This is a genomic window from Moraxella pluranimalium, assembly GCF_002014825.1.
In the GTDB taxonomy this organism is placed as follows: Bacteria; Pseudomonadota; Gammaproteobacteria; order Pseudomonadales; family Moraxellaceae; genus Moraxella; species Moraxella pluranimalium.
This window is the reverse complement of sequence record NZ_MUYU01000005.1, coordinates 86,255-113,060: the sequence shown is the minus strand read 5'-3', so window position 1 is coordinate 113,060 and position 26,806 is coordinate 86,255. Positions and strand designations below refer to the sequence as shown.

The 26,806-nt window shown below is 45.9% G+C and carries 21 protein-coding genes; 14 read left to right on the top strand and 7 right to left on the bottom strand.

Features of this window, described 5'->3' with window-relative positions; genetic code table 11:
* Positions 1-42: 42 nt before the first annotated feature.
* From cysW to B0680_RS01035, 4 genes are all read left to right on the top strand, one after another.
* Positions 43-888 carry a sulfate ABC transporter permease subunit CysW gene (gene cysW / locus B0680_RS01050; protein ID WP_078253197.1) on the top strand — a complete coding sequence of 282 codons (846 nt, stop codon included), beginning with the start codon at positions 43-45 and terminating at the stop codon, positions 886-888.
* Positions 889-925: 37 nt separating this feature from the next.
* A complete protein-coding gene (locus tag B0680_RS01045) occupies positions 926-1,645 on the top strand; it encodes a sulfate/molybdate ABC transporter ATP-binding protein (protein WP_078253196.1) in 720 nt (239 codons plus the stop codon).
* Positions 1,646-1,736: 91 nt separating this feature from the next.
* Positions 1,737-2,534: a hypothetical protein gene (locus B0680_RS01040; protein ID WP_078253195.1), complete on the top strand. Its 798-nt coding sequence runs from the start codon at positions 1,737-1,739 to the stop codon at positions 2,532-2,534.
* 511 nt (positions 2,535-3,045) lie between these two features.
* Positions 3,046-5,754: a S8 family serine peptidase gene (locus B0680_RS01035; protein WP_158078283.1), complete on the top strand. Its 2,709-nt coding sequence runs from the start codon at positions 3,046-3,048 to the stop codon at positions 5,752-5,754.
* Between the two features lie 158 nt (positions 5,755-5,912).
* Here B0680_RS01035 and B0680_RS01030 read toward each other — a convergent pair whose 3' ends face one another.
* Both B0680_RS01030 and cydD read right to left on the bottom strand, forming a co-directional pair.
* Complete coding sequence (locus B0680_RS01030; protein WP_078253193.1) at positions 5,913-7,658, bottom strand: amino acid ABC transporter ATP-binding/permease protein; 1,746 nt, start codon at positions 7,656-7,658, stop codon at positions 5,913-5,915.
* Between the two features lie 9 nt (positions 7,659-7,667).
* A complete protein-coding gene (gene cydD, locus B0680_RS01025) occupies positions 7,668-9,419 on the bottom strand; it encodes a thiol reductant ABC exporter subunit CydD (RefSeq protein WP_078253192.1) in 1,752 nt (583 codons plus the stop codon).
* A 152-nt stretch (positions 9,420-9,571) separates the two neighbouring features.
* On the opposite strand from cydD, the gene B0680_RS01020 reads away from it, so the two are divergent.
* Positions 9,572-10,147: a 5-formyltetrahydrofolate cyclo-ligase gene (locus tag B0680_RS01020; protein WP_078253191.1), complete on the top strand. Its 576-nt coding sequence runs from the start codon at positions 9,572-9,574 to the stop codon at positions 10,145-10,147.
* Positions 10,148-10,218: 71 nt separating this feature from the next.
* On the opposite strand, the gene B0680_RS01015 is transcribed toward B0680_RS01020, so the two are convergent.
* Together B0680_RS01015 and B0680_RS01010 are read right to left on the bottom strand one after the other, a co-directional pair.
* Positions 10,219-11,508, bottom strand: coding sequence for an adenylosuccinate synthase (locus B0680_RS01015; protein WP_078253190.1), 1,290 nt, complete (start codon positions 11,506-11,508; stop codon positions 10,219-10,221).
* A gap of 101 nt (positions 11,509-11,609) precedes the next feature.
* Positions 11,610-12,896: an ATP phosphoribosyltransferase regulatory subunit gene (locus B0680_RS01010; RefSeq protein ID WP_228143726.1), complete on the bottom strand. Its 1,287-nt coding sequence runs from the start codon at positions 12,894-12,896 to the stop codon at positions 11,610-11,612.
* A 491-nt stretch (positions 12,897-13,387) separates the two neighbouring features.
* Here B0680_RS01010 and B0680_RS01005 point away from each other — a divergent pair, with 491 nt between their 5' ends.
* The 4 genes from B0680_RS01005 (at position 13,388) to B0680_RS00990 (ending at position 18,216) form a co-directional block, all read left to right on the top strand.
* Entirely contained in the window at positions 13,388-14,287 is a 900-nt protein-coding gene (locus B0680_RS01005; RefSeq protein ID WP_078253189.1) for a tetratricopeptide repeat protein, read from the top strand.
* On the top strand, positions 14,287-14,664 hold the full coding sequence (locus B0680_RS01000; protein ID WP_078253188.1) for a hypothetical protein: 378 nt from the start codon (positions 14,287-14,289) through the stop codon (positions 14,662-14,664). The genes B0680_RS01005 and B0680_RS01000 overlap by 1 nt, the downstream gene beginning before the upstream one ends.
* Positions 14,665-14,869: 205 nt before the next feature.
* Entirely contained in the window at positions 14,870-16,186 is a 1,317-nt protein-coding gene (corA, locus tag B0680_RS00995) for a magnesium/cobalt transporter CorA (RefSeq protein WP_078253187.1), read from the top strand.
* A 164-nt stretch (positions 16,187-16,350) separates the two neighbouring features.
* Positions 16,351-18,216: a monovalent cation:proton antiporter-2 (CPA2) family protein gene (locus B0680_RS00990; protein WP_078253186.1), complete on the top strand. Its 1,866-nt coding sequence runs from the start codon at positions 16,351-16,353 to the stop codon at positions 18,214-18,216.
* Positions 18,217-18,325: 109 nt separating this feature from the next.
* On the opposite strand, the gene B0680_RS00985 is transcribed toward B0680_RS00990, so the two are convergent.
* A complete protein-coding gene (locus tag B0680_RS00985) occupies positions 18,326-19,642 on the bottom strand; it encodes a Na+/H+ antiporter family protein (protein ID WP_078253185.1) in 1,317 nt (438 codons plus the stop codon).
* Between the two features lie 297 nt (positions 19,643-19,939).
* On the opposite strand from B0680_RS00985, the gene lon reads away from it, so the two are divergent.
* Positions 19,940-22,375 (top strand): endopeptidase La, encoded by a 2,436-nt coding sequence (gene lon, locus B0680_RS00980; RefSeq protein WP_078253184.1) that lies wholly within the window; start codon positions 19,940-19,942, stop codon positions 22,373-22,375.
* A 135-nt stretch (positions 22,376-22,510) separates the two neighbouring features.
* Positions 22,511-23,122: a septation protein IspZ gene (locus tag B0680_RS00975; protein ID WP_078253183.1), complete on the top strand. Its 612-nt coding sequence runs from the start codon at positions 22,511-22,513 to the stop codon at positions 23,120-23,122.
* 85 nt (positions 23,123-23,207) lie between these two features.
* On the opposite strand, the gene B0680_RS00970 is transcribed toward B0680_RS00975, so the two are convergent.
* Both B0680_RS00970 and B0680_RS00965 read right to left on the bottom strand, forming a co-directional pair.
* The gene (locus tag B0680_RS00970; RefSeq protein ID WP_078253182.1) at positions 23,208-23,561 is read right to left on the bottom strand and encodes a hypothetical protein; all 354 of its coding nucleotides are present in this window, start codon (positions 23,559-23,561) and stop codon (positions 23,208-23,210) included.
* Positions 23,558-23,920: a hypothetical protein gene (locus B0680_RS00965; protein ID WP_078253181.1), complete on the bottom strand. Its 363-nt coding sequence runs from the start codon at positions 23,918-23,920 to the stop codon at positions 23,558-23,560. Before B0680_RS00965 ends, B0680_RS00970 begins: the two co-directional genes overlap by 4 nt.
* A gap of 160 nt (positions 23,921-24,080) precedes the next feature.
* On the opposite strand from B0680_RS00965, the gene B0680_RS00960 reads away from it, so the two are divergent.
* From B0680_RS00960 to mnmC, 3 genes are read left to right on the top strand one after another with little or no spacing between them, the layout of a single operon-like run.
* Positions 24,081-24,383, top strand: coding sequence for a YciI family protein (locus B0680_RS00960; protein ID WP_078253180.1), 303 nt, complete (start codon positions 24,081-24,083; stop codon positions 24,381-24,383).
* 2 nt (positions 24,384-24,385) lie between these two features.
* Positions 24,386-24,814 (top strand): hypothetical protein, encoded by a 429-nt coding sequence (locus B0680_RS00955; protein WP_078253179.1) that lies wholly within the window; start codon positions 24,386-24,388, stop codon positions 24,812-24,814.
* 11 nt (positions 24,815-24,825) lie between these two features.
* Positions 24,826-26,796, top strand: a complete 1,971-nt coding sequence (gene mnmC / locus B0680_RS00950; RefSeq protein WP_078253178.1) for an FAD-dependent 5-carboxymethylaminomethyl-2-thiouridine(34) oxidoreductase MnmC — start codon at positions 24,826-24,828, stop codon at positions 26,794-26,796.
* Positions 26,797-26,806: the final 10 nt, after the last annotated feature.

The window sequence follows — 26,806 nt, the reverse complement described above, 5'->3', positions numbered from 1 at the left end:
GATTAGTATTTAAATCATAAAAATCAATCACTTGGAACACTCATGGCAACCCAATCCACTTATGATTACCAAAATCACCCTGCCACCAAAGACCCTGCATGGGTCAAATGGACACTCATTGCTTTGGCAGTAGGGTTTATGATCATCATGCTGGTTGTGCCGCTCGTTGCGGTGTTTTATGAAGCCCTAAAAGACGGCTGGCAGGTGTATTTGTCCGCCCTAAGCGAGCCTGATGCACTCTCGGCGATTAAATTAACACTCATCACCACCGCCATCGTGCTACCAATTAACACCCTTATTGGTGTAGCATTGGCATATTTGATTACTCGCCATAAATTCCGTGGTAAATTTATCATAACCACCTTGCTTGACCTACCCTTTGCGGTATCGCCTGTGGTGGCGGGTCTGATGTTTGTACTGGTTTTTGGTGCCAATACGCTGCTTGGTGGTTGGCTTGAGAGCATGGGCATTCAGGTGATTTTTGCGACGACAGGGATTGTGCTTGCGACTTTATTTGTCACTTTTCCGTTTATTGCTCGTGAGCTGATTCCGCTGATGCAAGCCCAAGGTGACAGCGAAGAAGAAGCAGCGTTGACCCTAGGGGCGAACGGCTGGCAGATGTTTTGGAAAGTGACTTTGCCAAATATCAAATGGGCGCTACTGTATGGCATCATCCTAACCAATGCCCGTGCGATGGGCGAATTTGGTGCAGTGAGTGTCGTCTCAGGGCATATCCGTGGCGAGACCAATACCATGCCGCTGATGATTGAGATTGCTTATAACGAATACGCCTTTACTTTGGCATTTGCACTATCGAGCCTATTGGCACTATTGGCACTGGTGACACTGATTATCCAAGGCATCATGACGCGCAAACAAAGTCACTGATTATCTATTATTTATAAATATTGCATTGAGAATTACCATGAGTATCGAAATTAAACACATTCATAAGAAATTTGGCGACTTTGTAGCACTTGGCGATATTAATATCGAAGTCCCAACAGGCGAGCTAACCACCTTACTTGGCCCATCAGGGTGTGGCAAAACGACACTGTTGCGCATCATTGCAGGACTAGAAAATGCCGACAGCGGCCGCATCGCCTTTGAAGGTGTGGATGTCACCGATGTCCCTGTCCAAAAGCGTGGTATCGGCTTTGTGTTTCAGCAATACGCCCTGTTTCGCCATCAAACCGTCGCCCAAAACATCGCCTTTGGTCTGACCCTATTACCAAAAGACAAACGCCCAAGCGCAGCACAAATCGATAAGCGCGTCGATGAACTCTTGGAGCTGGTGCAACTCCCCCAAACCAAGCATCGCTATCCGCATGAACTCTCAGGCGGTCAGCGTCAGCGTATCGCCTTGGCGCGTGCGCTTGCGACCAATCCGCGCCTGCTACTGCTCGATGAGCCATTCGGTGCGCTCGATGCCAAGGTGCGTAAAGAGCTGCGCAGCTCGCTCAAAGACATTCAGCGCGAAATCGGCATCACAAGCATCATGGTGACGCACGACCAAGAAGAAGCACAAGCCATCTCGGATAAAATTGTCATCATGAATCATGGTAAGGTAGAACAAATCGGCACACCTACTGAGCTGTTCGCCACACCAAATAGCGATTTTGTGGTGGATTTTTTGGGTTTATAACTTGGACAAAATGATCATTGGCTACACATAGCTACACACATTTTGCCAAAAGTTTGTTAAAATGGGATAATTTTAACAAACACTCATGCCCATGACGACCCAAACTCTTGCAACTGATAACATTATCCGAAGTCAAAATGAATCCAAGCCAGATTCAACACCCCATTTTGGCGATACCCAAGACGGCTTGAATTCGGCTTTTTTTCTTGAAAATCTACTCATCGGTTGGCAGCAGACACTTGGCAATATCAAGCACAACTATGCCACCGCTGCCGATAGCTATATCGATGAGATGTTATTGACAGTCAATCAAGAGCAGATTAATGATGCACTGTACCGCTTCGTAGTGCGAAATGTCAAAATGATTTTGGATCTACGCCTTGAAGTGCATGAAGGCTGGCTTAGACTGTATTGCACTGCCGATGTGATGGGGATGTATATTTCTGTTGCCAGCAACTTTGAACTGGTGCATTTACAGCTAGATCGCCACAGACAACGGCTGGTGCTCAAGCAAATCAGCGATACTGCCATCATCGAGCTACATACTCGCCAATGGTACAAAGCACCACTGCTCAAATTTGCGGTGAATAGCTACCGTACCATCATGCGTAAAGACCCGTTGGCACTGATTCTAAGCTTGATTAAAATTAAAGGCGTGCCATTTACCGAACACAAAGGCGATATCATCTATCTGGATATCGGTCGCTGGATGTCACGCAGTGAGCAGATTATGAGCTATTTACGCCGTGCGCAGGTCAATCAAGGCGTGCTACAGCATGAGCAACTATTGCTCAAAGTACAGCCGAATTTCAGCGAGATTTTAAGCCTTGGCGATCCTAATGCCGATATCATCACCGCTAAGGATAATCCGAATAAAGACAAACGGTAAGCATAAATTCAGATTTGCAAAAACACACCAAAAGCAGCCTAGAATCCCAGCGCTGAGGTATTATTAACATTTGTGCAACTTATTTCAAGATCTTTGATTGATTGTTCAAAACCTTCTTGCCGTTGATCAATTTAATCAAATCGATATTTGTTTTTGCCACTAGACAAAGCGCGCCTTATTACCACTATTTCTCACATCAATAATAGCCCCCACCAAGCAATCTAAGCTTGGTGAGCACTTGCCAACAAAACCTTAAGCCACACAATCTTGCTTTTTTTTGAAAGCAATCCAGATCAATCCCCCGATTTTGCATCACTTGCACTTTTAAGGCAATTACAAATCAACCCATCTTAAATAGTTTAGTAAATAATGGTGCTTTACGTGCAAAACTTGCACCTTTACTTAGCATGGTTTCATTAATTTGATACTTGATAATATTTCAAATTTGATTCATAATATCATAATAACTGATGAGATTTATTGAAATATGAGTTGTTCAAAAGGAGAGTTTATGCACAAGCTCAATTTGTTAGCGTTAAGCGTTGTTGCCATCATGCTGTCCGCCTGCTCCTCCAAGCCTGAAAACACGCCTGTAAGCGCCAGCCCTGTCGTTGCCAAGCCAAAAGCAGATCAAAGGGTGGAGGTTTGGAGATCCAATACTACATATAGCCATCATATTCTTGCGCAAGATAGCACCGTGGCAACACCCACGCCTCTCCCACATTCAAATGCCGGCATCGGCAATCGCTATTGGAAGTCCGATTCAAAAGCTAAAAATAATGCAGAAAAATTGGCGCGCGAGCGATCGTCATATAGCACCAATTTATCACTTGGTGTTACATCTGCTCGACAAGCCGGTTTGGATGGCGCCGGTGTAGTAGTTGGTGTTGTTGACACTGGTATCACACCTAATGACACAATTATCCCAAAAGATCGCATTATAGGAAGTTCAGGAGAAGGTAATACGGATGCAAAAAAAGCCAATCACGGTAATGAAGTAGCAATGGTATTAGCAGGTGAAATTGACGGTATTGCACCACGAGCTAAATTATACGATGCAAGGCATAATGGTAGTAATGTCGGTACAGCCCTAATTAATGCCGCCAACAACGCAGATATCATCAATTACTCAGGTAATTCACCAGTCAATGCTGCTGACGCAGGCGCTGAAACTTACGGGGCGGCTGCATTATCCAATTACACAAAGATCATCAAAGAAGGTAAATTGATTATCCAATCGACAGGCAATGATGGTCGAGACAATCCTAATGCAGATGCTTATGCGCTAAAACTTAATCCAGAATTACAAAAAGGGTTGATTTACGTTACTGCCACTGAGAGCAATACTGATAGAAGTCTTGGCAAAAAAAATGATGTAGAATGGGCAAATGCCTGTGGTGAGTATGCAAATTCTTGCTTGGCAACATCAGGCTACATCACCTATGTCACCGACAACAAAGATACAAAAACACTTGGTGGCACATCCTATGCAGCACCTAGAGTTGCAGGTGCTGCTGCATTACTCAAGCAAAAATACCCTTGGGCAAGCAATGATGTCTTGCGTACCATTATTTTAACCACCGCTGATGACTTGGGTGAGAAACACAAGTATGGGTGGGGCATGCTCAATATTGACTCTGCCATCAAAGGCATGAAACAGCTACCATTTGGTGAGCTAGAAACCAATGTCAGTGCAGGCGTGTATGCATTTAGCAACCCAATCACCGGAACAGGCAGTATGCTAAAAACAGGTGTTGGCACACTAAACCTGGATGGGTATAGCAGCTTTGCCAATTTAACCATCAAGGCAGGCAAGGTAAACATTAATAATGGCTTCAAGGGCGATGTCAAGATTGCTGGCGGTACGCTTGGTGGTGAAGGTTTAGTGGCTAATGTGATAAGTACAGGTGGCACCGTTGACTTCCAAGACGGATTGGCAATCATCGATTTGAAACTTGACGATAAATCAACCACAAAAATTCGTCTTGGGCGCACCGCCAAGGTACTAAATACCGCTCGGTTAGATGGTACGCTTGATATTACTAGCTCAAAAAGTACAACCATACCAAAAGAAACTAAAAATGCCATTTCTATCGCTAAGAAACCGGAAGGTAAATTTAGCAATGTAACATCGCCTTTGATGTACACACCTACCATCAATTATACCAATACTGGTATTGACATTACCATGACTCCAAAATCGGCTTCTTCAACACTTGCCAGTATCACCGATACAACATCAACATCCAATCAATCTGCAGCCGTTTTAGCATCCGCTGCCAACGTGGTTGATGGTTATATTGCCAATCCAAGCTATCACAATAATGCTGTGTTGAATAGCCTACCGACCATTTACAGCACAACCGATACCACCGAATTGGCAAGCGCGATATATCAAGCGGGTGATAGCGCATACACCAATGCCGCAACCGCTCTAACCAAACAAGTTTCTCAAACTACCACAGAGTTGCTACAAGACACCCTAAGTCACAAAAATGGCTTAACTACCGCTATTTATGGAGGGTATAAGACCGCTGATATCATACCGGCTAACGATCTAAGCGGTTCGGATACTGGAACTACTTTTGGTGCAGGACTGCTATATGCCAAAAACAAGTTCAGTGTAGGTTTTAGTGTTTATAATCAACACAATGATTGGGATGAACAATTTCTAGACAATCATCAGTCCGCCAAATCTAAAGCGAATGGTATTGGTGTAATTGCAGCTAAACACTATGATAATTTCAGCGTTGCAGGTCTATTGTCAGGCACAAAGGCATCTCACGATATCACTCAAGCAGGTACCACTTCAGATCATGACTCAGACTTGCTTCAGCTAGGATTGTATGTTCAAAAACCATTTAGCATAAACCAAAAACTAAACTTGGATGCACTACTTGGAACAAGACTTGATCGCAATTATCTAACCAGTTCAATTCTTGATCGCAACACATCAACGCCTGTCATTGTCTCAAAATTTAGTCTCTCTTATCAAAATTCCGCTATTGTTGATAGCCTGAATTTAGGGTTTGGAATTGAACATGACACCAAGCAACGCTATGACAATGCTTGGTCAGTTGATCAGACTCGATACGAAATTGAGGCTGGAGCTACAACCAAACTTCACCCAAAGACAAGTTTTGGCGCCACAGTAAAACACGCACAATCTAAATCATATCAAGATACCAGTGCAATGCTAAAACTAAACTTCTTGCATTAATTACACCCAATTATTGCAAGAAAATACACCCCCAATTCCAAGCTTATACCAACTATCAATAAATATTTGGATATATCTTTGGAATTAGGGGTGTTTTTTAGACTTGTATTTTTCAATATGTATCTTAGCAACATCCATTATGCTTAAAATTCAATTATCTAAATAAGTGCACTGATGTGCATATCACCAACCTTCAATACATCCACATCGCCCATTTCGTCCCACAGCTGATGCGTTGAGATGAGTAGTAGCCCGATATGTCCGCTCGTCTGATACGCACGCAGGCTTTGCCATACGATATGACGAGTGGTCGCATCTAGACCGGCAAATGGCTCATCGAGTAGCAAGACTTTTTTTGGTGATAACAGCAATCTTGCCAAGGCAATACGCCGAGCCTGACCACCTGAGACTGCTGTACCATATTCGCCAAGTGGTGTGGCAAGCCCTTTGGGTTGTGATTTTGCCCAGTCACCAAGATTGACCGCATCAAGTACGGCATACAGCTCATCATCGGTGGCGTCTAGCTTGCCAAGTCGTAGATTATCCGCCAAAGTCTGATCAAAAATATCCACCGTCTGACCCAAAAAGCCAAGCGTCGCACCAAAATCCACCGCCTGCCACTCACAAGCACCCATATCGCCCACCAAACGCATCACGCCACCACTGAGCGGATGTTCTTGGGCAAGTGTCTGTAACAGCGTGGATTTGCCTACACCTGATGGCCCAACCACCAGACAAGGCTTATCCTGAGTGATGGTAGCGGTCAAATTGCTTGCGCCAAAAATCGCCTTAGGTGCTTTGACATCCGCATGATCCAGCACAAGGCTGATTTGCTCGGTGCTCACAGTGTCAATCGGTGTCAGTGCAGGCTTGGTGTCAGCTTGAGAAATCAGTGCATTGAGCCGTGCTTTTGCCACAAGGCTACGACCCAGCGCCAATGGCTCATTGACTAGATTGAGCACAAACTCACTTAAGCCCACCAAGCCAAGCATCAATGCCAATATCAAAGCAGGGCTAATGTCAGTATAGCTATTGAGCGTAGATTCGCTAAAGGGCGTGATGCTTGCACCATCAAAATACAGCCCTGCCGCCACCAGCATCATCACCGCAGATAACGCCATCAATAGCTGAATGGCAAGCATGGTCAATCGGCGTAGGCGATGCGATGCCAAAGTTACCGCCGTTTGTTCATCATCTAGCTTGGCAAGTGTCTGCTTGGTATCTTGCCATCTCTGCCAAATCAGCAGTGAAGTCAAGGCAGGTAGCGTATCAAGTAGGGTTGATTTGCGTTGTTCTTGTAATTGACTTTCTTGGTGTGCTAGGCGGATACCAAGCTTGAGCGCCACCATCGCACACAGTAGCGCCATCAGCACAAGTGCAATACTTGGCCATGCACTTGGCAAAATCACCATAATGATACTGCCAACGACCAACACCGCACCCACCGCCATCACCCATGGCGACACCAAGCGCAGGACGAACTCATCTAGGACATCGATGTCTTTGACCAAGCGGTGCATTTTTTGACTACTACTTTGACCGCCTGCGTTACGCAGTCCATAATCAAGACCTGCCCACTGGGCAAAAAACCGCACACGCAAATCCTTGAGCAGTGCAAACACCGCATGGTGCGACACCATCAAATCACCATAACGCCCCATCGTACGCACAATGGCAAAGCCACGGATAATCCCTGCCGGCATCATATAATTAAAAGTATGACCACCGACCGCCACAAGCCCTGCCACTGCCGACATGGTGACAAACCACCCCGACAGCATGGTCAAGCCCAATACCGACCAGACGGTCACAAGCCCAAGTAACCACGCAACGCACCACATAAATAGCTGCCGACTGACAAGCTCAGATAGGGCAAATGGCTCAAACTTCTGTGCTGATTTCATCACTTCCCCCTATAATTGATGGCACGCATCAAATCGCTCATCAAGCGCTACATCATGCGTCACCCAAATCACTGTCTTATCTTTTGCCAATCGGTGCAACAACTCCGCCACCGCCTGCGCTGTCTCGCCATCAAGATGCTCGGTCGGCTCATCCAATAGCCAAATTTTGGCATCTTGGAGCAGTAGCTGTGCAATGCCGATACGCTGTGCTTGACCACCTGAGATACCACCACCCCGCTCGCTCAGCACGGTGTTTATACCATTTGGCAACTGACTGACAAGCGTCCATAAGCCAACCATCTCAAGCACTGCTTGTAGCTCGGCATCGGTGGCGTCTTTTTTGGCAAGGCGTAAATTATCCGCAATGCTCATCGGTAGCAGGCTCACAGTTTGGGCAAGATAACCCATCTGCTGACGCAGTGCAGTCATATCAAGCGAAGCATAGTCATAACGCTGATTACCATCAATCAGCCAAATATTACCTGTAAATTGCCCAAAGCCAAGCAAAATCTGCAAAATTGTCGATTTACCCGTACCACTTTGCCCCTGCAAAGCTGTCACTTGCCCTGCACCAAACTCAAGCGTCACAGGCGATAAGCGCAACCGCCCATCATCGCCAAACACCGCCACTTGCTCTAGGCGAATGGCAACAGGATTGGTCAGTTGTACCGACTTATTGCCCGTATGATGGCCCTTAAACGCCATCATATCCACCATTGCTTTGGCAGCACCTTCTGCTTGTCCTTTGATATGATACTCCGCCCCCAATCGGCGTAGCGGCGCATAAAACTCAGGCACAAGTAGCAAAATCATCAATGCCGAACTATAACTGGTCGCCATCACGCCTGTCTGCCACGGCAAAATCCCAATCAAGCCAAAGCCAAGATACACCGCCACCAGTGCAATCGATAACGCGGACAAAAATTCAAGCACAGCACTATTTAAAAAAGCGATTTTTAGCACATCCATCGTCTTTTTGCGATAGGCTTCGCTACTAGTATCAATATCACCAACCGCCACCGTCACCGCCTGTAGGCGTGCCAGCGTATTCACCCCACGAATCCAATCAAAGAACCGTCCGCCAAGCTGTGCCATCGCATCCATCTGCTCACGGCTTTTGCGTGCTGTCGCCACACCGATGAGAATCATAAAAATCGGCACCAGTGGCGCAGTGGCAAGCAGGATTAATGCTGAAAATTTACTAAAAAAACCAATACAGATAGCTAATAAAATCGGTGTCGTTACCGCCGTCATCTTTTGCGCTTCAAAGCGTGCATAACCCACCAAATGCTCAGGTTCATCGACAATTTTACTTGCCAAAACACCATCCGAGCCAAAAAACCGCCGAGCCAATCCCATCTCACCAAGCTGGTCAAGTAGCCGTCCACGCACATCAGATGCCACCTGCACACCCACCCGTGTCAAAATCGCATCTCGTGCATACCCCACCAACGCACGCAAAGCAAACACCCCAAACAACACCGCCAAATACAGCCACAGCGCACTCGTCGCCATCGCATCATGATGAGCAAACTGCGGAATAAACGGCAGTAGCCACCCATCAAAAATCAGCACAATCACCCACGCCTGCACCATCAACAATAGCACATTGATGATGTCGCATAGCCATGCCATGTAGATGGATTTTTTGACAGGTTTAAAACTGTGTTTCAAAAAATTCGCCGCAGCAATGTCTTCTTGACTGCGTCTTGGGCGTTTTTTTGGGGATTTGGCGGTGCGTGGCGCAGATTGAGTGCTCATAAGATGCTTTTATGGATGGGTATTTGTTATTGTAAATAAATGTGCTATTATCGCCAAAATAGCCCGTTTTTTCAATGAAAACCCGTTAATTTTTGGGCTATTTTATGCTTTTTGCCAATTAATTTGATAATTATCACAGCCGATCGATTGCCATGACCAGCCAACTGCCAAACATCTCAAGAAAAACATTCACCAAACAGCGTAGAGACCTAAGTGTACGCCAAAGACGGCAGGCGGCTTTTTTGGCATCTCGGTTTTTGATACAGCTTGCCAAACGACTGCCACCTTGTGCCAAAGTCGCATTTTATTTGGATGATTTTGGCGAACTGCCGACCGATGTCATTGCTCGCTTTTGTGCACGCTTGGGATGGCAGGCTTTTTTACCCATCACCAAACCCAATCAAGCACTTACTTTTGCACCTGTGCAACTGCCTTTATCAAAAAATGCCTTCAAACGCCATCGGCTGGGTATGCTTGAGCCCATAACACACACTCGCCTGCCTGCTTGGCAGATGGATGCCATCATCTGTCCGCTCGTCGCTGTCGATCGGCAAGGCGTACGGCTTGGCATGGGCGGCGGGTTTTATGATCGCACCTTTGCCAACTGCCCCAATACGCTCAAAGTCGCTTGGTGCTATGAGTTTCAGCTTGTCGATAAGCTACCTAGACAGCCATGGGATCAATGTGTAGATGTGGTGATTACCGATAAAAGACTGATAAATATTTAATAAATAAATATTAAAAAAAACCGCCGACACTCACGCTCAGCGATTTTTATTGATAAATGCTATACAATCAATTAAGCATCATACGGGTCACGCAGGACGATGGTCTCAGCACGGTCAGGGCCAGTTGAGATGATGTCCACAGGGCAGCCGACCAGCTCTTCGATACGCTTGATGTAGATCTGCGCATTGGTTGGCAAGTCTTCAAACTTGGTGATACCGATAGTTGATTCACTCCAGCCTGCCAAAGTTTCAAATTTTGGCGTGACTTTTTCGTAGTATTCCGCATCATACGCACCAGCGATTTCACCGGTTGGCACTTCGTACTCTGTGCAGATGCGGATTTCTTCTAAGCCGTCCAATACATCAAGCTTGGTTAGGCAAATGCCTGACATTGAGTTTAACACCACAGCACGGCGTAGGCTCACTGCATCAAACCAACCACAGCGACGAGCACGGCCTGTGGTTGCGCCAAATTCATGACCGACTTTGGCAAGGTGCGCACCCACTTCGTCAAATAGCTCAGTTGGGAATGGGCCAGAGCCGACACGCGTGGTATAAGCTTTGGTGATGCCTAGTACATAATCTAGGTACAATGGGCCAAGACCTGTACCGGTTGAGACACCGCCCGCTGTCGTGTTTGAGCTCGTGACAAACGGATAAGTACCGTGATCGATGTCAAGTAGCGTACCTTGTGCGCCTTCGAACATCAAGTTTTCGCCATTTTGACGGCGAGTCTCTAGCGCATCGGTAACATCGACGACCAAATCCTTGATTTCTGCCGCCCATGCTTTGCACAGTGCCAAAGTCGCATCAAAGTCAATCGCATCAACCTTGTAATACTGGGTCAATGCAAAGTTATGGTATTCAAGCAAGCCTTCAAGCTTTTGTGGCAAATCATCACGGAACAAATCAGCGACTTTTAGACCACGGCGAGCCACTTTGTCTTCGTACGCAGGGCCGATACCACGACCTGTTGTACCGATTTTGGCATTGCCACGCTTGATTTCACGAGCTTGGTCAAGCGCCACATGATAAGGCATAATCAGCGGACACGCAGGCGAGATACGCAGACGCTCACGCACAGGTACGCCTTTTTCGATCAGACCGTTCATTTCTTTGAGCAGTGCATCAGGGGCAAGCACCACACCATTGCCGATAAAGCAGGTCACGCCTTCACGCAAGATACCTGATGGAATCAGATGCAGAACGGTTTTTTCACCGCCAACCACCAGCGTATGGCCTGCGTTATGACCGCCTTGAAAGCGTGCGACCGCCGTTGCTTTTTCGGTGAGTAGGTCAACGATTTTGCCTTTGCCTTCGTCGCCCCACTGGCTACCTAGCACAACAACATTCTTACCCATGATAAATCCTTAAGTTGATAAACACAAAATTAAAATAAACTGATTTATATCAAAATCAATATGGCTAAATAAGGTTAAATCCGATTATTAAAACCGATTAATTAAAAGTCATCACCGACCAACTGCACCGCCCAGACGCCCTGTTCACCATCAAAATGCAGTACGCCATCGATGGTCTGCGGCTTATCATCGGCTGACAGTGGCTTGATGACGATACAGCCTTCGGTTTGTAAGGTTTTGATTTGTTCGGACAAATCGGCTTTTTGTTCAGCGGTGGCACTTTGCAAATCCGCATAATCCACCCAAATCACGGTATCTTCTTGTAGCTCAACAAACTCAAGCAAACGGTTGATATCCATACTAAAGCCCGTCGCCGCCCGAGCCTTGCCATCGACCGACAAGCCTTCAAAGCGACCGCCACGCACCAATGCTTGGGTCTGGGCAGTTTGGCTGTGCGCCAAATAAGCATTGAACACAATCCCTGTATGATAGTGATAGCCTGACAGCTCAGTGATATCTAGGCTAACACCCATGCCAAGCGTGCGAATGTGCGCAATCAAAGCGACAATCTCATCGGTCGCTTGGTAGATAATCGTATCTGTGCGTGCTTTGGCAGACAGCTTGGATAATAGATTATCCGCATTTGGCACGCCATCTTGGGCTAGTGTGTGCTTACCGAGCACCAAAAAGTCATTCGCCCCATCGACATCGCCCAAAGTATCGCCAAGTGTTTGGCAAAATGCTTGTAGCTCAGGCAAGGCTTTTTTGTGATAAATCGCCATCAGCGCATCGACATCGGTGGCTGACACTTGGTGCAGGTCACACAGACGCTCAAAAATCGCCACATGACCGACATCCATATGCAGGCTATCACGAGCAAGCCCAATTTCATCCATCAGCGCTGCTAACAAATCAATCAATGAAATCTCAGCATCAATACTCTTGACACCAAAAATCTCCGCACCCATCTGTAGCGGTGTACGCAGACCAAATAGACCGGTTGGTAAAGTTTTGACCACTTGACCGACATAGCAATAACGGCTAACGCCCTGCCCGTATTTGCTATCAATGCGCAAAATCTGTGGCGTGATGTCAGCTCGCAGACCCATCAAGCGACCGTTTAGCTGGTCGATGAATTTAAAAGTTTGGCGTTTTAGGTCTTCATCAGCATGACCAAGCAGGCTTTCGGTGTATTCAATCAAAGGTGGCGACACCAAGCGATAGCCATGCGCCGTCAAGACGAACAGCAGTGCATCACGCAGGCTTTCTTGTTTTTGGGCATCGGTAAATAGCACATCCGCCACCCCATCAGGCAACAGCCAGTTTTGTTGTAGCTTTTTGGCGATCGTATGATCGGTTGGATTGGTATTGGTGCTAGAGTGTGGCACAAAAAACCCCTGTTAGGCATACAAAACTTACAAAAGCAATCGCATGACACCCTATCAATGCCACATCAATTGCATTTTTTTTGACAGTATAAAACCTGTTAATCAACAGCCATCAATTAACAAGAATAATAAACAAATCTGGTGAAAAAATTTGACATCCCATCCACTCACAGACAGGAAAAAAGATGCGTCCGCAGACAATCAGAAATTTTTTCCTATCTAGTGTATCATACTAACACGACCTTGCAAGGCATATTTGCAAATTTTTTTTAAATTTTGGGATTTTGCTTGAGACACACCTAATGAAAATCATATTTCATACTCAAAATCCGTCCCAATCAAGGTATAATGGGGCTGTCTGTGAACCATCATCAAGTAGGATCAATAGTGCGGCGTGCGTACCTTGCTGTACTTTTTTAGAATTTGCAAGCCTAAAGAAAAGACAGTAATTAGATTAAGACCTACACCAACAAATACGGAGCAAACCACCAATGAATAAAAGCAATTTTTATACCAAGTTAATTTTGGTATCTTGTGCATTGTTTTTTCAATTTGCTCATGCCAAAAATACAACCATTCCACCAGAATGTAATATCTCTCAAATCGCCAATAGCCCAACCTTAGTTGATGAGTTAGCTGATATTTACAATCAAGCGATAAATCAAAATAATGTTTCAGCACAGTATCAATTATATGAAAAAGGTAAAGGCTGGAGTGAATTTGCTAATTGTTGGCTTGGTGTTGCAGCCAACAATGGAAATACCGATGCCCAAACTAGACTAGCTTACAATTATTTGATTAATTTTGGAAAAAATGCAGATTTGACTGATTTTCAACAAGCAGAAATTTTGCACAATCAAGTTTTATCAAAAGTCAATCAACCTTACAACCATAGGTTGATAAGACGAAATGCTAAAACTATTGCTGATTATTATTTGCAGGGCAAGATAGTACCTAAAAATTTACAAAAGGCTTTTGATATTTATTTTGAAATCGCTAAAGCTAATGTTGTATCTTCGTATGATAATAGAGAAGTGCTAGGGGCAATGTTTGAAATAGCCCAAGCATATCATTACGGCAATGAAATAATTGAAAAGAATATAGATAAAGCAACAATGTGGTACGGTCAAATCGTCTCAGTAGCGGAAGAAGCAGATAACGAATTCTTTTATCTTTCAAATGCTATTATGTATGAGTTTGGGCTTGGTGTACCGAACAATTATAACAAATCATTTGAATATTATTTTTTAGCAGCCATCAAAGGCAGTACATCTGCAAAATATAAAATGCACCATCTGTATGCTAACGGTATTGGTGTAAAAAAAGACCTAGATAATGCCAACGCATGGCTTGAAAGTGCAAAAATGGACGAACAAGAGGCAGTTAAGTGATGAATTTGAAATTTGCTATGAGTTTGATGATATTGTTGCCTACGATGGCAATTGCAAAACCACATTGGGTGCTAGTTCCCTTTTTTGGTGAAGAGGAGCAGCCGTCTTATTATGATAAAAATAGTGTCATTTATGACCAAAAACAAAATAAAGTTTTTATGACTTTTAAGAATAATTTTGGCACACCACCCAATCGCCTTGAAAAAACAAAAGGTATTATAAAACTTGAATACGATTGCCAATCAAATACTGGGTTGTTACATGGAAGTATGTATGTTGTTGGCATCCGCCTTCCAATCGCCACCAACACAGAAACTATAACAAAAGATGATAGGTCTTTTGATTTGTATAGCAAGGTTTTGGATTATTGCCCTTGAATTATCTGTAAGATAAACTAGTTCGTAAGGTACATACCACGCACCATCAGCATAATATACACCCACTGTACTTATGCCGATATTATACGCCAACGCCCATTATATGTATCGGATTAATTATCAAAACAGATGAAATCAGCCAAAAATGTTGCTATAATGTTCACTTTTAAGCAGATTTTGGCAATGAACTTAAGGGGGTTTTGCGATGACTCAACAGCACGAAACAGACACAGACCGCACCCCGAGCGAAACCGCCAAACCGACTCGCACACCTGTACAAGCCGAACTGTTTGAGCCTGCCGATAAGCGAGATGATGAACAAGCCGAAGAATGGCTAGATGACGAAGGCGAGCAAGAAGACGATGACGATCTTGACGAAGCCGAGAGCAAGTCATCTGCCGAGACCTTTCACGACACGCACGACAGCTACATCTATGGCGACTCTGATGCCACGCTCGAAGACACCATCGAGACGATGACTGTCTATGACCCTGATGCCGACCGCTTTGAAGACATTGAGCAATCAGGGGATAACGAGACCATCATCTGCTATTCGTATTCTCGTAAAACAGGCGCACCGATTGAGCCTTTGGCGATCGAAGATGTCAGCCGTGCCTTGACCAATAACAATCAGTTTATTTGGCTTGGGCTATATGACCCGAGTCTTGAGACGGTCAAAGAAGTCCAAGATGCCTTTGACCTACACGAACTGGCGCTTGAAGATGCCTTTGCTGACCACCAACGCCCAAAAGTCGAAAGCTATGGTAATGACACCATTTTCGTGGTCGTGCGTACCGCCAAGCTTGAAGACAATCAAATCCGCTATGGTACAACGGCGATTTTTATGGGCAAAAACTTCATCATCAGCGTGCGTCGTGGTGCATCCAACTCATACAGCCCAGTGCGTGAGCATTGCCATCGCCGTCCTGAGAAACTGCGTCTTGGCCCGATTTTTGTGCTACACGCCATCATGGACTTCATCGTCGATAACTACTTGCCGATTACTGACCGCTTGGGCAACTACTTACGCGAACAAGAACGTAATATTTTCTCGCACGAATTTAGCAAATCAACACTCAAAAGCCTGTACGAATTAAAATCACAACTTGTCCATATGCGTGCGGTGATTTTGCCTGTACAAGATGTGTGTAATTTCTTTATCAACCACAAAAAAAATGAGCTGGTTGCTGCTTTCCCTGCCGCTGCCAAGCCATATTTTCGCGACGTCAACGACCACCTGCTTCGCTCGATCGATGCGGTCAATGGACTCAACGAAATGCTATCTGTGGCGATGGATACCTATATGGCGATGGTAACAATGGGACAAAACGATGTCGTGCGTAAGCTTGCCGCTTGGGCAGGTATCGCTGCTGTGCCGACGGCAGTGGCAGGCATCTATGGGATGAACTTTGATTTTATGCCCGAATTGCACTATAAATACGGCTATTTTATCGTATTAGGTGCAGTGATTGCTGTTTGTTTGTACTTGCATCATAAATTTAGAAAAGCAGGTTGGTTATAATTTATCAAGATAAATAATCAGTCCATAAGATTTTCTTATTTTTTCTGATAGTATTGGTGAAATTTTTAATTTTCAGTTAAGATGACAGCATATACGGTATGCTGTCTTTTTTTGTAGTTTTTGAAATCATTGTGATAATTTTGACACAATATTGAAGGTGAAATATGGCCGAAGCAGGCATGGCAGGTGAGTTGATCAAAGTTGTTACCCTACTGGGTGCAGCAGTGATTGCAGTGCCGATTTTTCGCAAAATTGGACTGGGTTCAGTCCTTGGTTATTTGGCAGGCGGTCTATTGATTGGCCCGTTTGGTTTGGGGATATTTACCGATCCGCAGACCATCATTCATGTGGCCGAGCTTGGCGTGGTGATGTTCTTATTCATCATCGGGCTTGAGATGCAGCCTGCGCATCTATGGGGACTGCGTCGGCAGATTTTTGGACTCGGCTCATTACAAGTCTTGGGTGCAACTGCCTTGATGACGGCGGTGATTATGCTGTTTGGCGCATCATGGCAAGTGGCGTTCATCGGTGCGGCAGGCTTTGTGCTGACTTCGACAGCTATTGTCATGTCAAGTCTTGGTGAGAATAATGAGCTTGGCACTGCCAAAGGTCAAAGCATGGTGTCGATTTTGCTGTTTGAAGATTTGCTCATCGTGCCACTGCTTGCCATTGTGGCGTTCTTGTCACCTGTGGTGCATACGAGCGAGACGCCTGCTTGGCAGTCGATTTTGGTGGCGATTGGTTCATTGCTGGCACTGTTTTTTGCTGGTCGCGTGCTGATTAATCCTTTGTTTAAGATACTTGCCAAAACTGGCGTGCGTGAGATCATGACTGCTGCCGCCCTGCTAGTGGTGCTGGGTTCTGCACTACTGATGGAGCTTGGCGGACTGTCAATGGCAATGGGGGCGTTTGTCGCAGGCGTGCTATTATCTGAGTCCAGCTTTCGCCATCAGCTAGAAGCGGATATTGAGCCGTTTCGTGGATTGCTGTTAGGTTTGTTTTTCTTAGGCGTTGGCATGGCACTGGATTTGTCGGTGGTGGCAAATAACTGGCAGCTGATCACACTGGGTGTGATTGCACTGATGGCGACCAAAGGTATTTGGATTTATGTAGCAGCTCGCCTGACCAAATCCGACCATGCCATCGCCACCGAGCGTGCGGTCATGATGGCTCAAGGGGGTGAATTTGCCTTTGTGCTGTTCTCAGCTGCTGCGACGCAGTCGGTCATCGATGCCACCACACACGCCAATCTGACTGCGATTGTCGTGCTGTCGATGGTGCTGACACCGCTATTTTTGGTGATTCATGGCAAATTAACCAGTCAAAAAGGCAATAGCAGTGAGCGTGATAGCAGTGAGCGTGATAGCGATCAGATTGATGAAGAAAACCCAATCATCATTCTAGGTCACGGCAGATACGGACAAGTGGTGAACGGTATGATGACCGCTTGTGGCTATCAGACAACCTTGATTGATAGTGATGCCGATCATGTCGATGGCTTGGCAAGTCTGGGTGTCAAGACCTATTATGGCGATGCGACTCGTTTTGATTTGCTTGAGATGGCAGGCGTTGCCAAAGCAAAGCTTGTGGTGATCGCCATCAATGATCCCCAAAAGGCATCTAGCATCGTCAAGCATCTACGCCATGATTATCCCGATCTGCCTATCGTTGCTCGTGCTTATGACCGTATTCACGCCTATCAGCTACATCATGCAGGCGCAAATGCGGTGATTCGTGAGACCTTTGACTCGGCGGTGCGCAGTGCCAAGACAGCACTTGAGATTCTGGGGATGGATAATGACATCGCCGAGCGTATCGCCCATCTGTATCACCACCGTGATCGTGATGGCGTGGCAAGTGCTGCCGAGACTTATGATCCTAATATCGGTCGCTACAAAAACACGCACATGATTAGCCTATTGAACGAGCATCGTGCCGATACCAAAGTGATGATCGATAAGCTGATGCGTGGTGAAGAGATTGATTGGCAGCCAAGAAGCGGGACTTATCTTGGGCAAAGTAGCGATTAACCCACCCATTTAATATTGCCAAAAAAATCAGGCTGAAAACCAATTTCAGCCTGATTTTTTATATCATTGGCACATCACACATCGGATTTGCCAATTGTACCAGATACCATCACAGCACCATCGCCGCAACCCAACCAAAGATAATAAGCGGAATGTTATAGTGAATAAAGGTCGGCACGACGCTGTCTTTGATATGATCATGCTGACCATCAGCATCGAGTCCCATCGTCGGGCCAAGCGTCGAGTCAGATGCCGGCGAGCCTGCATCACCCAGTACGCCTGCTGTTGCCACCAGTGCCACCGTCGCAGGTACACTAAAGCCCATCGCCATGCACAGCGGTACATAGATGGTGGCAATGATTGGCACTGTCGAGAACGATGAGCCAATGCCCAAAGTCACAATCAAGCCCACAATCAGCATCGCAAGCGCTGCCATCGCCTTATTCCCACCAAACAGTTGCATCGCCCCATCCACTAGGGTGTCAATCTGCCCTGTGGCTTTCATCGCTTCGGCAAAGCCCTGCGCACAAATCATGATAAAGCCAATCATCGCCATCATCTTGATGCCATCATTAAAGACATCATTGGCTTCACGCCATTTGACCACGCCTGTCGCCATAAACACCGCAAAACCCACGAGCGAGCCAATCAGTAGCGAATCTGTCATCAGCTGTGCACCAAGTGCTACCAAAATCGCCCCAACAGCCACCGCCACATCATAGCCATTGACTGCCTTAGCTGGTGTTTCTTTGGCAATCTCAATATCACGATAAGCACGTGGCTTGCGATAAGTCACAAACACGGCAATGAGCAAGCCCAATAGCATCCCAAGCGCGGGAATGGTCATGGTTTTCATCATCGAGATATCACCTGTCGCCATGCCAGCGTCATTGACATTTTTTAGGATAATCTGATTTAAGAAAATATCACCAAAGCCATAAGGGATAAACATATAAGTATTGACCAAACCAAAGGTCAAAATACACGCCACCGCACGGCGGTCAAGTTGCAAGCGATTCATCACCAATAATAGTGGCGGCACAATCAGCGGAATAAAGGCAATGTGAATCGGCACAATGTTCTGCGACATCATCGCCATCACCACCAAAATCCCGCACAATAGCCACTTAAGCTTACCTGCGCCATCAGTGTTGTTCACTTTCATAATCAGCTTATCAGCAATCATCTGTGGCAAGCCTGAATGTGCAATCGCCATCGCAAACGCCCCAAGCATCGCATAAGACAGCGCAATTTCAGCGCCATTTTTGATACCACCTTGAAACGCCGTCAGCGTATCCGCTACCGACATACCTGCCACAAGACCACCCACGAGCGCACCAATCACAAGGCTTAGCACCACATGGACACGAGCCAGCGACAGCCCCACCATCACAATGACTGCAAGCAATACTGCATTTATCATCATAGTTCACCTATTTAATACCACATACCAAGACGGTCAAATACCGACTTGGTCAAGATTTTTCGTGCGTTATTATACCTTATTTATCCACAGACCATTTGATAAAATACCATTAAAAATCAATTAGTTATCAATTAAATTGTTATATACAATTTAACAATAGTAACATTTTGGCAAGATTTGGGTAGCACCAAAGCCATGCTTTGCCAAATTTTGGGGCAAATTTCGCCTGTCTTGACTTGTAATTTATCCGCCTTGCCACCATAAACCACCCATCACTTTAATAAGGAAACAACAACGATGAGCAAAACAAAGAAATCCTTAGAAATCCTACCTTTATTGGCGGTGCGTGATGTGGTCGTCTATCCACATATGCAAATCGCCCTATTTGTCGGTCGTGAACAATCCATCAAAGCCATCGAGCTTGCCCAAGATGTCTATGATGGCGAGCTGATTGTCGTCTCCCAAAAAGATTCGCTTAGCGAAGAGATTAGCACGGATAATCTGTACCAATTCGGCACTCGTTGCCGTATCGTCAGCACCATGCCACACGACACCGATGACAAATGCCTAAAGGTGCTCATCGAAGGCCTAAGCCGTGTACATATCAACGCCATCACCACAGTCGATGATGACCCTGCCGAGAGCCTATTGTCTAGCTTCGTGCCTGCTGATGTCGAAATTTCGCTGAGTACTGATGACAGCGATGCCCGCATCAAAACCTTGCTTGAGCTATTTGGTGAATATGCCGACAACAGCCTGCGTAATGCTCGTGAGCTGACTCGTGTCGCAGGCAAAATCGACAATCTGCTTGAGCTGATGTACTTTGTGGCGACACGCACACAGCTAGCTTTGGACAAAAAACAACAACTGCTTGAATCATCGGATGCCGAAGAATATTTCACTATTCTGTGCGATTATCTGACTTCTGCCAAAACCGAACGCACCATCGAAAACGAACTGCAAGACACCGTGCGTAAGCAGATGGAAAATAATCAGCGTGAATATTTTCTAAACGAAAAGATGAAAGCGATTAAAAATGAGCTATCGGATTTGAACAATGGCGCTGATGATGACGATGTCGAACTCGAAAATCGCCTAAAAGATGCTGACCTACCCGATGATGTCCGCAAAAAAGCCGAATCAGAATTTCGCAAGCTAAAAATGATGCCTGCCACATCATCAGAAGCATCGGTGGTGCGTGGCTATGTTGAGTGGATTTTGGATACACCGTGGAATAAGGCAAGCAAAGTCTCGATTAATCTTGATAAAGCCAAAGAAACGCTCGATAAGGACCACTACGGACTTGACGATGTCAAAGACCGCATCCTAGAGTATCTGGCGGTGCAATCTCGTGTCAAGCAAATCCGTGGTCCAATCCTGTGCCTAGTCGGGCCGCCGGGCGTGGGTAAGACATCACTTGGCGAGAGTATCGCTCGTGCCACAGGTCGTAAGTTTGTGCGTATGGCACTCGGTGGCGTGCGTGATGAAGCTGAAATCCGTGGTCATCGCCGTACTTATATCGGTGCGATGCCGGGTAAGATTGTGCAGTCATTATCAAAAGTCGAAGTCAAAAACCCGCTGTTCTTATTAGACGAAATCGATAAGATGGCACAAGATTTCCGTGGTGATCCCGCATCAGCGCTGTTAGAAGTACTTGATCCATCACAGAATAAAGCGTTTAATGATCATTATCTTGATCTAGATTTGGACTTATCACAAGTGATGTTCATCTGTACTGCCAATAGCATGAACATTCCGCCTGCCTTGCTTGACCGTATGGAAGTCATCCGCTTGCCGGGCTATACCGAAGATGAGAAACTGGCGATTGCTAATAATTATCTCGTGCCAAAAGCCCTAGAACAAAACGGTCTCAAAGACAGCGAGCTTGACATCACTGATGATGCCATCACTAGCATCATCCGCCATTACACTCGTGAAGCAGGCGTGCGTAATCTTGAAAGAGAAATTAACAAAATCAGCCGCAAAGCAGTGCGTGCCCAAGTCGAAACGCACGGCACTAAGCCCAAAAAAGGCGCTGTGGTCAACACCCTACACATCACTGATGACAACATCAGTGAGTACTTAGGCGTCAAGCCATTTGACTATGGACTTGCCGAAAAAGACCCTGAAGTCGGTCGTATCACAGGGCTTGCTTGGACATCGGTCGGCGGTGAGCTACTGACCATCGAGTCTGCGACCATGCAGGGCAAAGGCGAGCTGGTGTTCACAGGCTCTCTCGGTGATGTGATGAAAGAATCCATCCGAGCGGCGATGAGCGTCGTACGAGCAGGGGGCGAGCGATTTGGTATTGATTATGAAAAATTCAAAAATACCGATTTGCACATCCATATGCCCGAAGGTGCAACGCCAAAAGACGGCCCATCAGCAGGTATCGCCCTGACCACCGCCATCGTCTCGGCACTGACAGGCATCGCCATCCGTGCAGATATCGCCATGACTGGTGAAGTAACCCTGCGTGGCAAGGTACTGCGTATCGGCGGACTCAAAGAAAAACTGCTCGCCGCTCATCGTGGTGGCATCAAGCAAGTACTGATTCCAAAGTCGAACGAGCGTGATTTGGCAGAGATTCCTGACAATGTCAAGGCGGGTCTGATTATCACCCCTGTTGAAAGTATCGATGAAGTGCTGGCAGTGGCTTTGGTCGAAAAGCTACGCCCTATCCCACCAAAGGCAATCACTCATGATGCCCCATCGGATAAAGTCGTCAGCTAAGCTGTTTGGCGTTGTTTGATTAATGACTTGCTAAGTGTTGATTTGTTATATAATCATTACAAATTATTTAACAAATTGGCACTTGGCAAGTTTTCATTGTGAATTTCATTGTGAATTATTATTAAGATATCTGATATGAAAGCCTTGATTGATTTTATTCCACTGATTGTCTTTTTTTATTTATACAAGACCACCGAGCCGACCAATACCGAGCATCCCATCTTGCAGCTCATCGGTTCGGCAGGCGTGGATAATAATCATGTGCTTGTGGCGACCGCAGGTCTGATTGTCTCGACGGTCATCGTTTATGGCTTTTTATTTATCAGCCAAAAATTTCGCCTAGAAAAACAACAATGGTTCGTGCTACTGATGACCATCGTGTTTGGTGGGATTACGCTGGCTTTGTCCGATGATTATTATATCCGCCTAAAAGCTATTATTATCAATCTCGTCTTTGCCGGCGGTTTGCTTATCTCGCCGATTTTTGCCAAAGATAAGACACCGATTGTCAAAAAACTGTTCGGGCCTGTCTTTGAACTCACCCAATCAGGTTGGCACAAGCTCAATCTGGCATGGGCGGGGATGTTTGGCGTGATGGCAGGCTTGCACGCATTTTTTGCTTTTGTGCTTGCTGGTGGCAAATATTGGGGCGAATTTACCGCCTTTGGTGATATGATTGTGATGTTTGGCTTTATTGCGGTGATGTTTTATAGCTTACGGCATCATATCCGTAAAGATATTCAATAAGGGACTACCCTGTGATTCAATCACAGGGTGTTTTTTATGGTAAAGGCGGATTCAGATTTATGACCTTGGAAATGAATGGTCATTGCTAATTTTTCTTACTTCGCATTTCACTAAGATGCTTTTGGCAGGCTTCGGTTTCTGGGTAAGCCTCACATATTTCGCGACGACTGCGTTTTTTATATCCTTTTTGCTCCATACAAATATGAGATTGCACATAGGCATTTAAATTTGTATTGTAATATTCGGATTCATTCATTACATTTGGAAAACCACAATCTCTCATATCTTGTTTTATAATTTCATCATCACGAATATGATAGCCTTGAAATACCTCATATCCTATTGGCGGAGGTCCAGACCTATCAGCAAACATAAACAATATACAACCATTCAACAGGCTTGTAACGCATATCAAAACAGCCAATTTAATTGCGGTCATTTATCGCTCTCCTTTAGGACTTCTTGATTCTCAACAGTATTTGTTGTACTGTTTATCTTAGGTTTGTATATTGCTTCCCATTTTAATAAACCGTCATTTAACAAACCCTGATTTTTGTTGTTCAGTATAGCTACCTGTATTACGACTTTGTAGTTCCGCCAGTTTTTCGTCTGCATTGTTGACATTGGCAGCGGCACCAACCATGTTGGTGCGTAGGTTGCTGTACTTGCCAGCATCACCATCATTGAGTAATGATGAATAAGCATTGGTGATGGTGAGTGTACCACGGCTGTGTCCATCAATTTGCAGGCTTTTAGAGCCACGCTCTTTGATGATGGATTTGATTTCTTGGGTGGCATTGGTTAAGCCTAGTGTATCACTTTCTAGATATTTTTGGTAGACGCCAAATACCGCTGATAATACAGCGCTATCTATGCAGGATAAGTGGTTATTTTTTACATAGATTTTTTGGCGTTACAGTTGTATAATTTTATAAAAATTCATCACTTAGGAATGATTATGCCATTATTTGCCATCATCGGTCATGATGTCGCCGACAGCACCGAAAAACGCCTAAACGCTCGCCCTGCCCACATCGAACGCCTAACTGCACTCGATGCACAAAACCGTCTCGTCGTCGCAGGCCCAAATCCCATCAAGCATGGTGAGCCTGCCATGAGCGGTAGCATCATCATCGCACATTTTGATGACCTAGAGCAGGCGCAGGCGTGGGCGGCGGACGACCCGTATATCAGCGGCGGTGTCTATAGCCATGTCGATGTCAAGCCATTTATCCAAGCTCTGCCAAAGATGGATGGCTAATTATGCTAACAAAAAATTTTGCCAAATTGTACATCGTAGCTGCTCTAAGTGCATTTGCCCTGCCTGCCATGGCTCAAAGTGCGCCACGGGCACCTGATACCACAAACCAATCCATTAATAGCAATCCGACTCAAACATCGGAAGCGTCAAAAGAACAGCCTGTGGAGATTCCCGATAGTCCGCACACCAAAGATGGCGCAACACTGGCAGAAATTGCCGCACCCAATGATAGTGAACTGTCTATCGCTAATGCGAAGTTGCTAGCGCAAAACGCAGAGCTTACTCGTCAAGTTGACGACCTAACTACACAGGTAAATGTCCTAGTGAGCGAACGTACAGGTCAGCTATTTATGTATGGGGCGTTAACTGTGATTGGGTCATTACTGCTAAGTGCTGTAATTTTTACCTTTCTTATCAACCGTCATCGATAGTTTTGTAGTAAATGCCAAATTCACAACACTTACAAGCCGCAAGTATCCACTGGCAGACCGATGCGCAGGGACATACTGTGCCTGTGTCGGATGTCTTTGATGATGTGTATTTTTCACAGGCAGGTGGTTTGGCAGAGACGCATTATGTGTTTTTGCAGGGCAATCATCTGCCCGACCGCTTTGGCACTCTGCACGACCATCAACGCTTTGTCATCGCTGAGACTGGCTTTGGCACGGGGCTGAATTTTTTGGCGACTTGCCTGCTATGGGCGGATACTGCACCGCCGAGTGCTCGCCTGCATTTTATCAGTACCGAAAAATTCCCGCTATCGATAGCGGATTTATGCACTGCACTTGGCGCTTGGCGTGATGAGCGGACGACGCCTTGGATTGATGCACTGCTTGAGCAGTATCCGCTGTTGATGGCGGGCTGTCATCGCTTGCATATCAGTGAGACGATTACGCTTGATTTGTGGTTTGGTGATGCTTATGAGAGCTTTGGTAGTATCTTGGCCACATCGACGGCACGGCTAGCTGATGCTCATGCAGATGCGATACAAAAAGTGGATGCGTGGTTCTTGGACGGCTTTGCCCCAAGCAAAAATAGTGAGTTGTGGTCGGATGAATTATTCGCTCTGATGGCACAATTATCCGCCAATCATGCCACCGTCGCCACCTTTACCGCAGCAGGCTTTGTACGGCGTGGGCTGATGGGCGCAGGATTTATCACCAAAAAAATCAAAGGCTTTGGGCATAAGCGAGAAATGCTCACCGCACACATTGACAAACCTACCACCAACCACACAGCCCAGCCCAAATCCGTCGCCATCATCGGCGCAGGCATCAGTGGCGTGATGAGTGCCATCGCCCTATCTCGTCGTGGTCATCGGGTAACTGTATTTGACAAACACGCACCGATGTCAGGCGCATCAGGCAATCCACGAGCACTGCTCGCACCCAAGCTCACTCTTCTGAATCAAGCCATGCATCATCTGCCGACGGTGAGTTTTTTGTACGCATATCGTCAGTACAGCGCAATGAATATTAAGCTTGATAAGTTTGACAAACTTATCAAGCTTGATAAAGACACGCAAGCACACCCTGCTGTCTTTGAGATGACAGGCGTGGTGGATTTTTTATTACCCAGTCAAAAATCCGCTGAAAAGCGCGCCGAGCAAATCGCCGACTATCCGCACGCACTCATCCATCGTATCGATAATGATGCCTATCCGACCGCTGATATTACAAGCTTTGTGCCGATGGGCGGGCTGATTAATACCGCAAGCATCCGCACTCTGATTGAACACGATGACAAAATCAGCTTTTGCCAAACCACCATCGAGCGTATCACAGCCGATGCTGACGGCGTGACGGTGATGGCGCAAGATGGACAAACTCGCTTTGATGCCGCAGTGATTTGTGCAGGGTTTGAAAGTGAGTGCTTAAGCGATGCGCTGTTTGTCTGTCGTAAGATTCGTGGTCAGCTCTCTTGGCTTGAGCTTGACCATATCGCAGATGCCAGCCTGCCTAGCCACCCTGTCAAATATGATGGCTACTGCGCTAGCTTTTGCGATGATGGCGTATCGAAATTTTTGTTCGGCGCAAGCTTTGTGCGAAATTCCACCGATACCACCATCAGCGATGATGAACATAAGTTTAATCAAGATAAACTAAACTTAGCCCTGCCGACTCTAGGCAAGCAAATAACCCAAGCACTTGATGACAAGCCAAATAAACTTGATGGCAAAGTCGGTATCCGTGCACAGACACCTGACTATCATCCACTCGTGGGTCAAGTGGGTAACAAGCCCAATCTCTACACGCTCTATGGTATGGGCTCAAAGGGCTTTAGCTTTGCGCCACTGTGCGCCGAAATCCTAGCCGATGTGATAGATGGTGGGATTTTACCTATTGATAAGACACTACTTGATAAGCTCAATCCCAATCGCCCACGATTACAAACACCGCTTAGCGATGTCTAATAAGCGATAG

Coding starts and splice junctions, on each gene's coding strand:
- cydD (WP_078253192.1), bottom strand. CDS start 9,419: ATGAGCACTCAATCTGCGCCACGCACCGCCAAATCCCCAAAAAAACGC.
- B0680_RS00965 (WP_078253181.1), bottom strand. CDS start 23,920: ATGCCACCCAAGAAATCAAATCCATCATCAAAGAGCGTGGCTCTAAAA.
- B0680_RS01040 (WP_078253195.1), top strand. CDS start 1,737: ATGACGACCCAAACTCTTGCAACTGATAACATTATCCGAAGTCAAAAT.
- B0680_RS00960 (WP_078253180.1), top strand. CDS start 24,081: ATGCCATTATTTGCCATCATCGGTCATGATGTCGCCGACAGCACCGAA.
- B0680_RS01020 (WP_078253191.1), top strand. CDS start 9,572: ATGACCAGCCAACTGCCAAACATCTCAAGAAAAACATTCACCAAACAG.
- B0680_RS01015 (WP_078253190.1), bottom strand. CDS start 11,508: ATGGGTAAGAATGTTGTTGTGCTAGGTAGCCAGTGGGGCGACGAAGGC.
- B0680_RS00970 (WP_078253182.1), bottom strand. CDS start 23,561: ATGACCGCAATTAAATTGGCTGTTTTGATATGCGTTACAAGCCTGTTG.
- B0680_RS01045 (WP_078253196.1), top strand. CDS start 926: ATGAGTATCGAAATTAAACACATTCATAAGAAATTTGGCGACTTTGTA.
- B0680_RS00955 (WP_078253179.1), top strand. CDS start 24,386: ATGCTAACAAAAAATTTTGCCAAATTGTACATCGTAGCTGCTCTAAGT.
- corA (WP_078253187.1), top strand. CDS start 14,870: ATGACTCAACAGCACGAAACAGACACAGACCGCACCCCGAGCGAAACC.
- B0680_RS01000 (WP_078253188.1), top strand. CDS start 14,287: ATGAATTTGAAATTTGCTATGAGTTTGATGATATTGTTGCCTACGATG.
- B0680_RS00985 (WP_078253185.1), bottom strand. CDS start 19,642: ATGATGATAAATGCAGTATTGCTTGCAGTCATTGTGATGGTGGGGCTG.
- B0680_RS01035 (WP_158078283.1), top strand. CDS start 3,046: ATGCACAAGCTCAATTTGTTAGCGTTAAGCGTTGTTGCCATCATGCTG.
- mnmC (WP_078253178.1), top strand. CDS start 24,826: ATGCCAAATTCACAACACTTACAAGCCGCAAGTATCCACTGGCAGACC.
- B0680_RS01005 (WP_078253189.1), top strand. CDS start 13,388: ATGAATAAAAGCAATTTTTATACCAAGTTAATTTTGGTATCTTGTGCA.
- B0680_RS01030 (WP_078253193.1), bottom strand. CDS start 7,658: ATGAAATCAGCACAGAAGTTTGAGCCATTTGCCCTATCTGAGCTTGTC.
- cysW (WP_078253197.1), top strand. CDS start 43: ATGGCAACCCAATCCACTTATGATTACCAAAATCACCCTGCCACCAAA.
- B0680_RS00990 (WP_078253186.1), top strand. CDS start 16,351: ATGGCCGAAGCAGGCATGGCAGGTGAGTTGATCAAAGTTGTTACCCTA.
- B0680_RS00975 (WP_078253183.1), top strand. CDS start 22,511: ATGAAAGCCTTGATTGATTTTATTCCACTGATTGTCTTTTTTTATTTA.
- lon (WP_078253184.1), top strand. CDS start 19,940: ATGAGCAAAACAAAGAAATCCTTAGAAATCCTACCTTTATTGGCGGTG.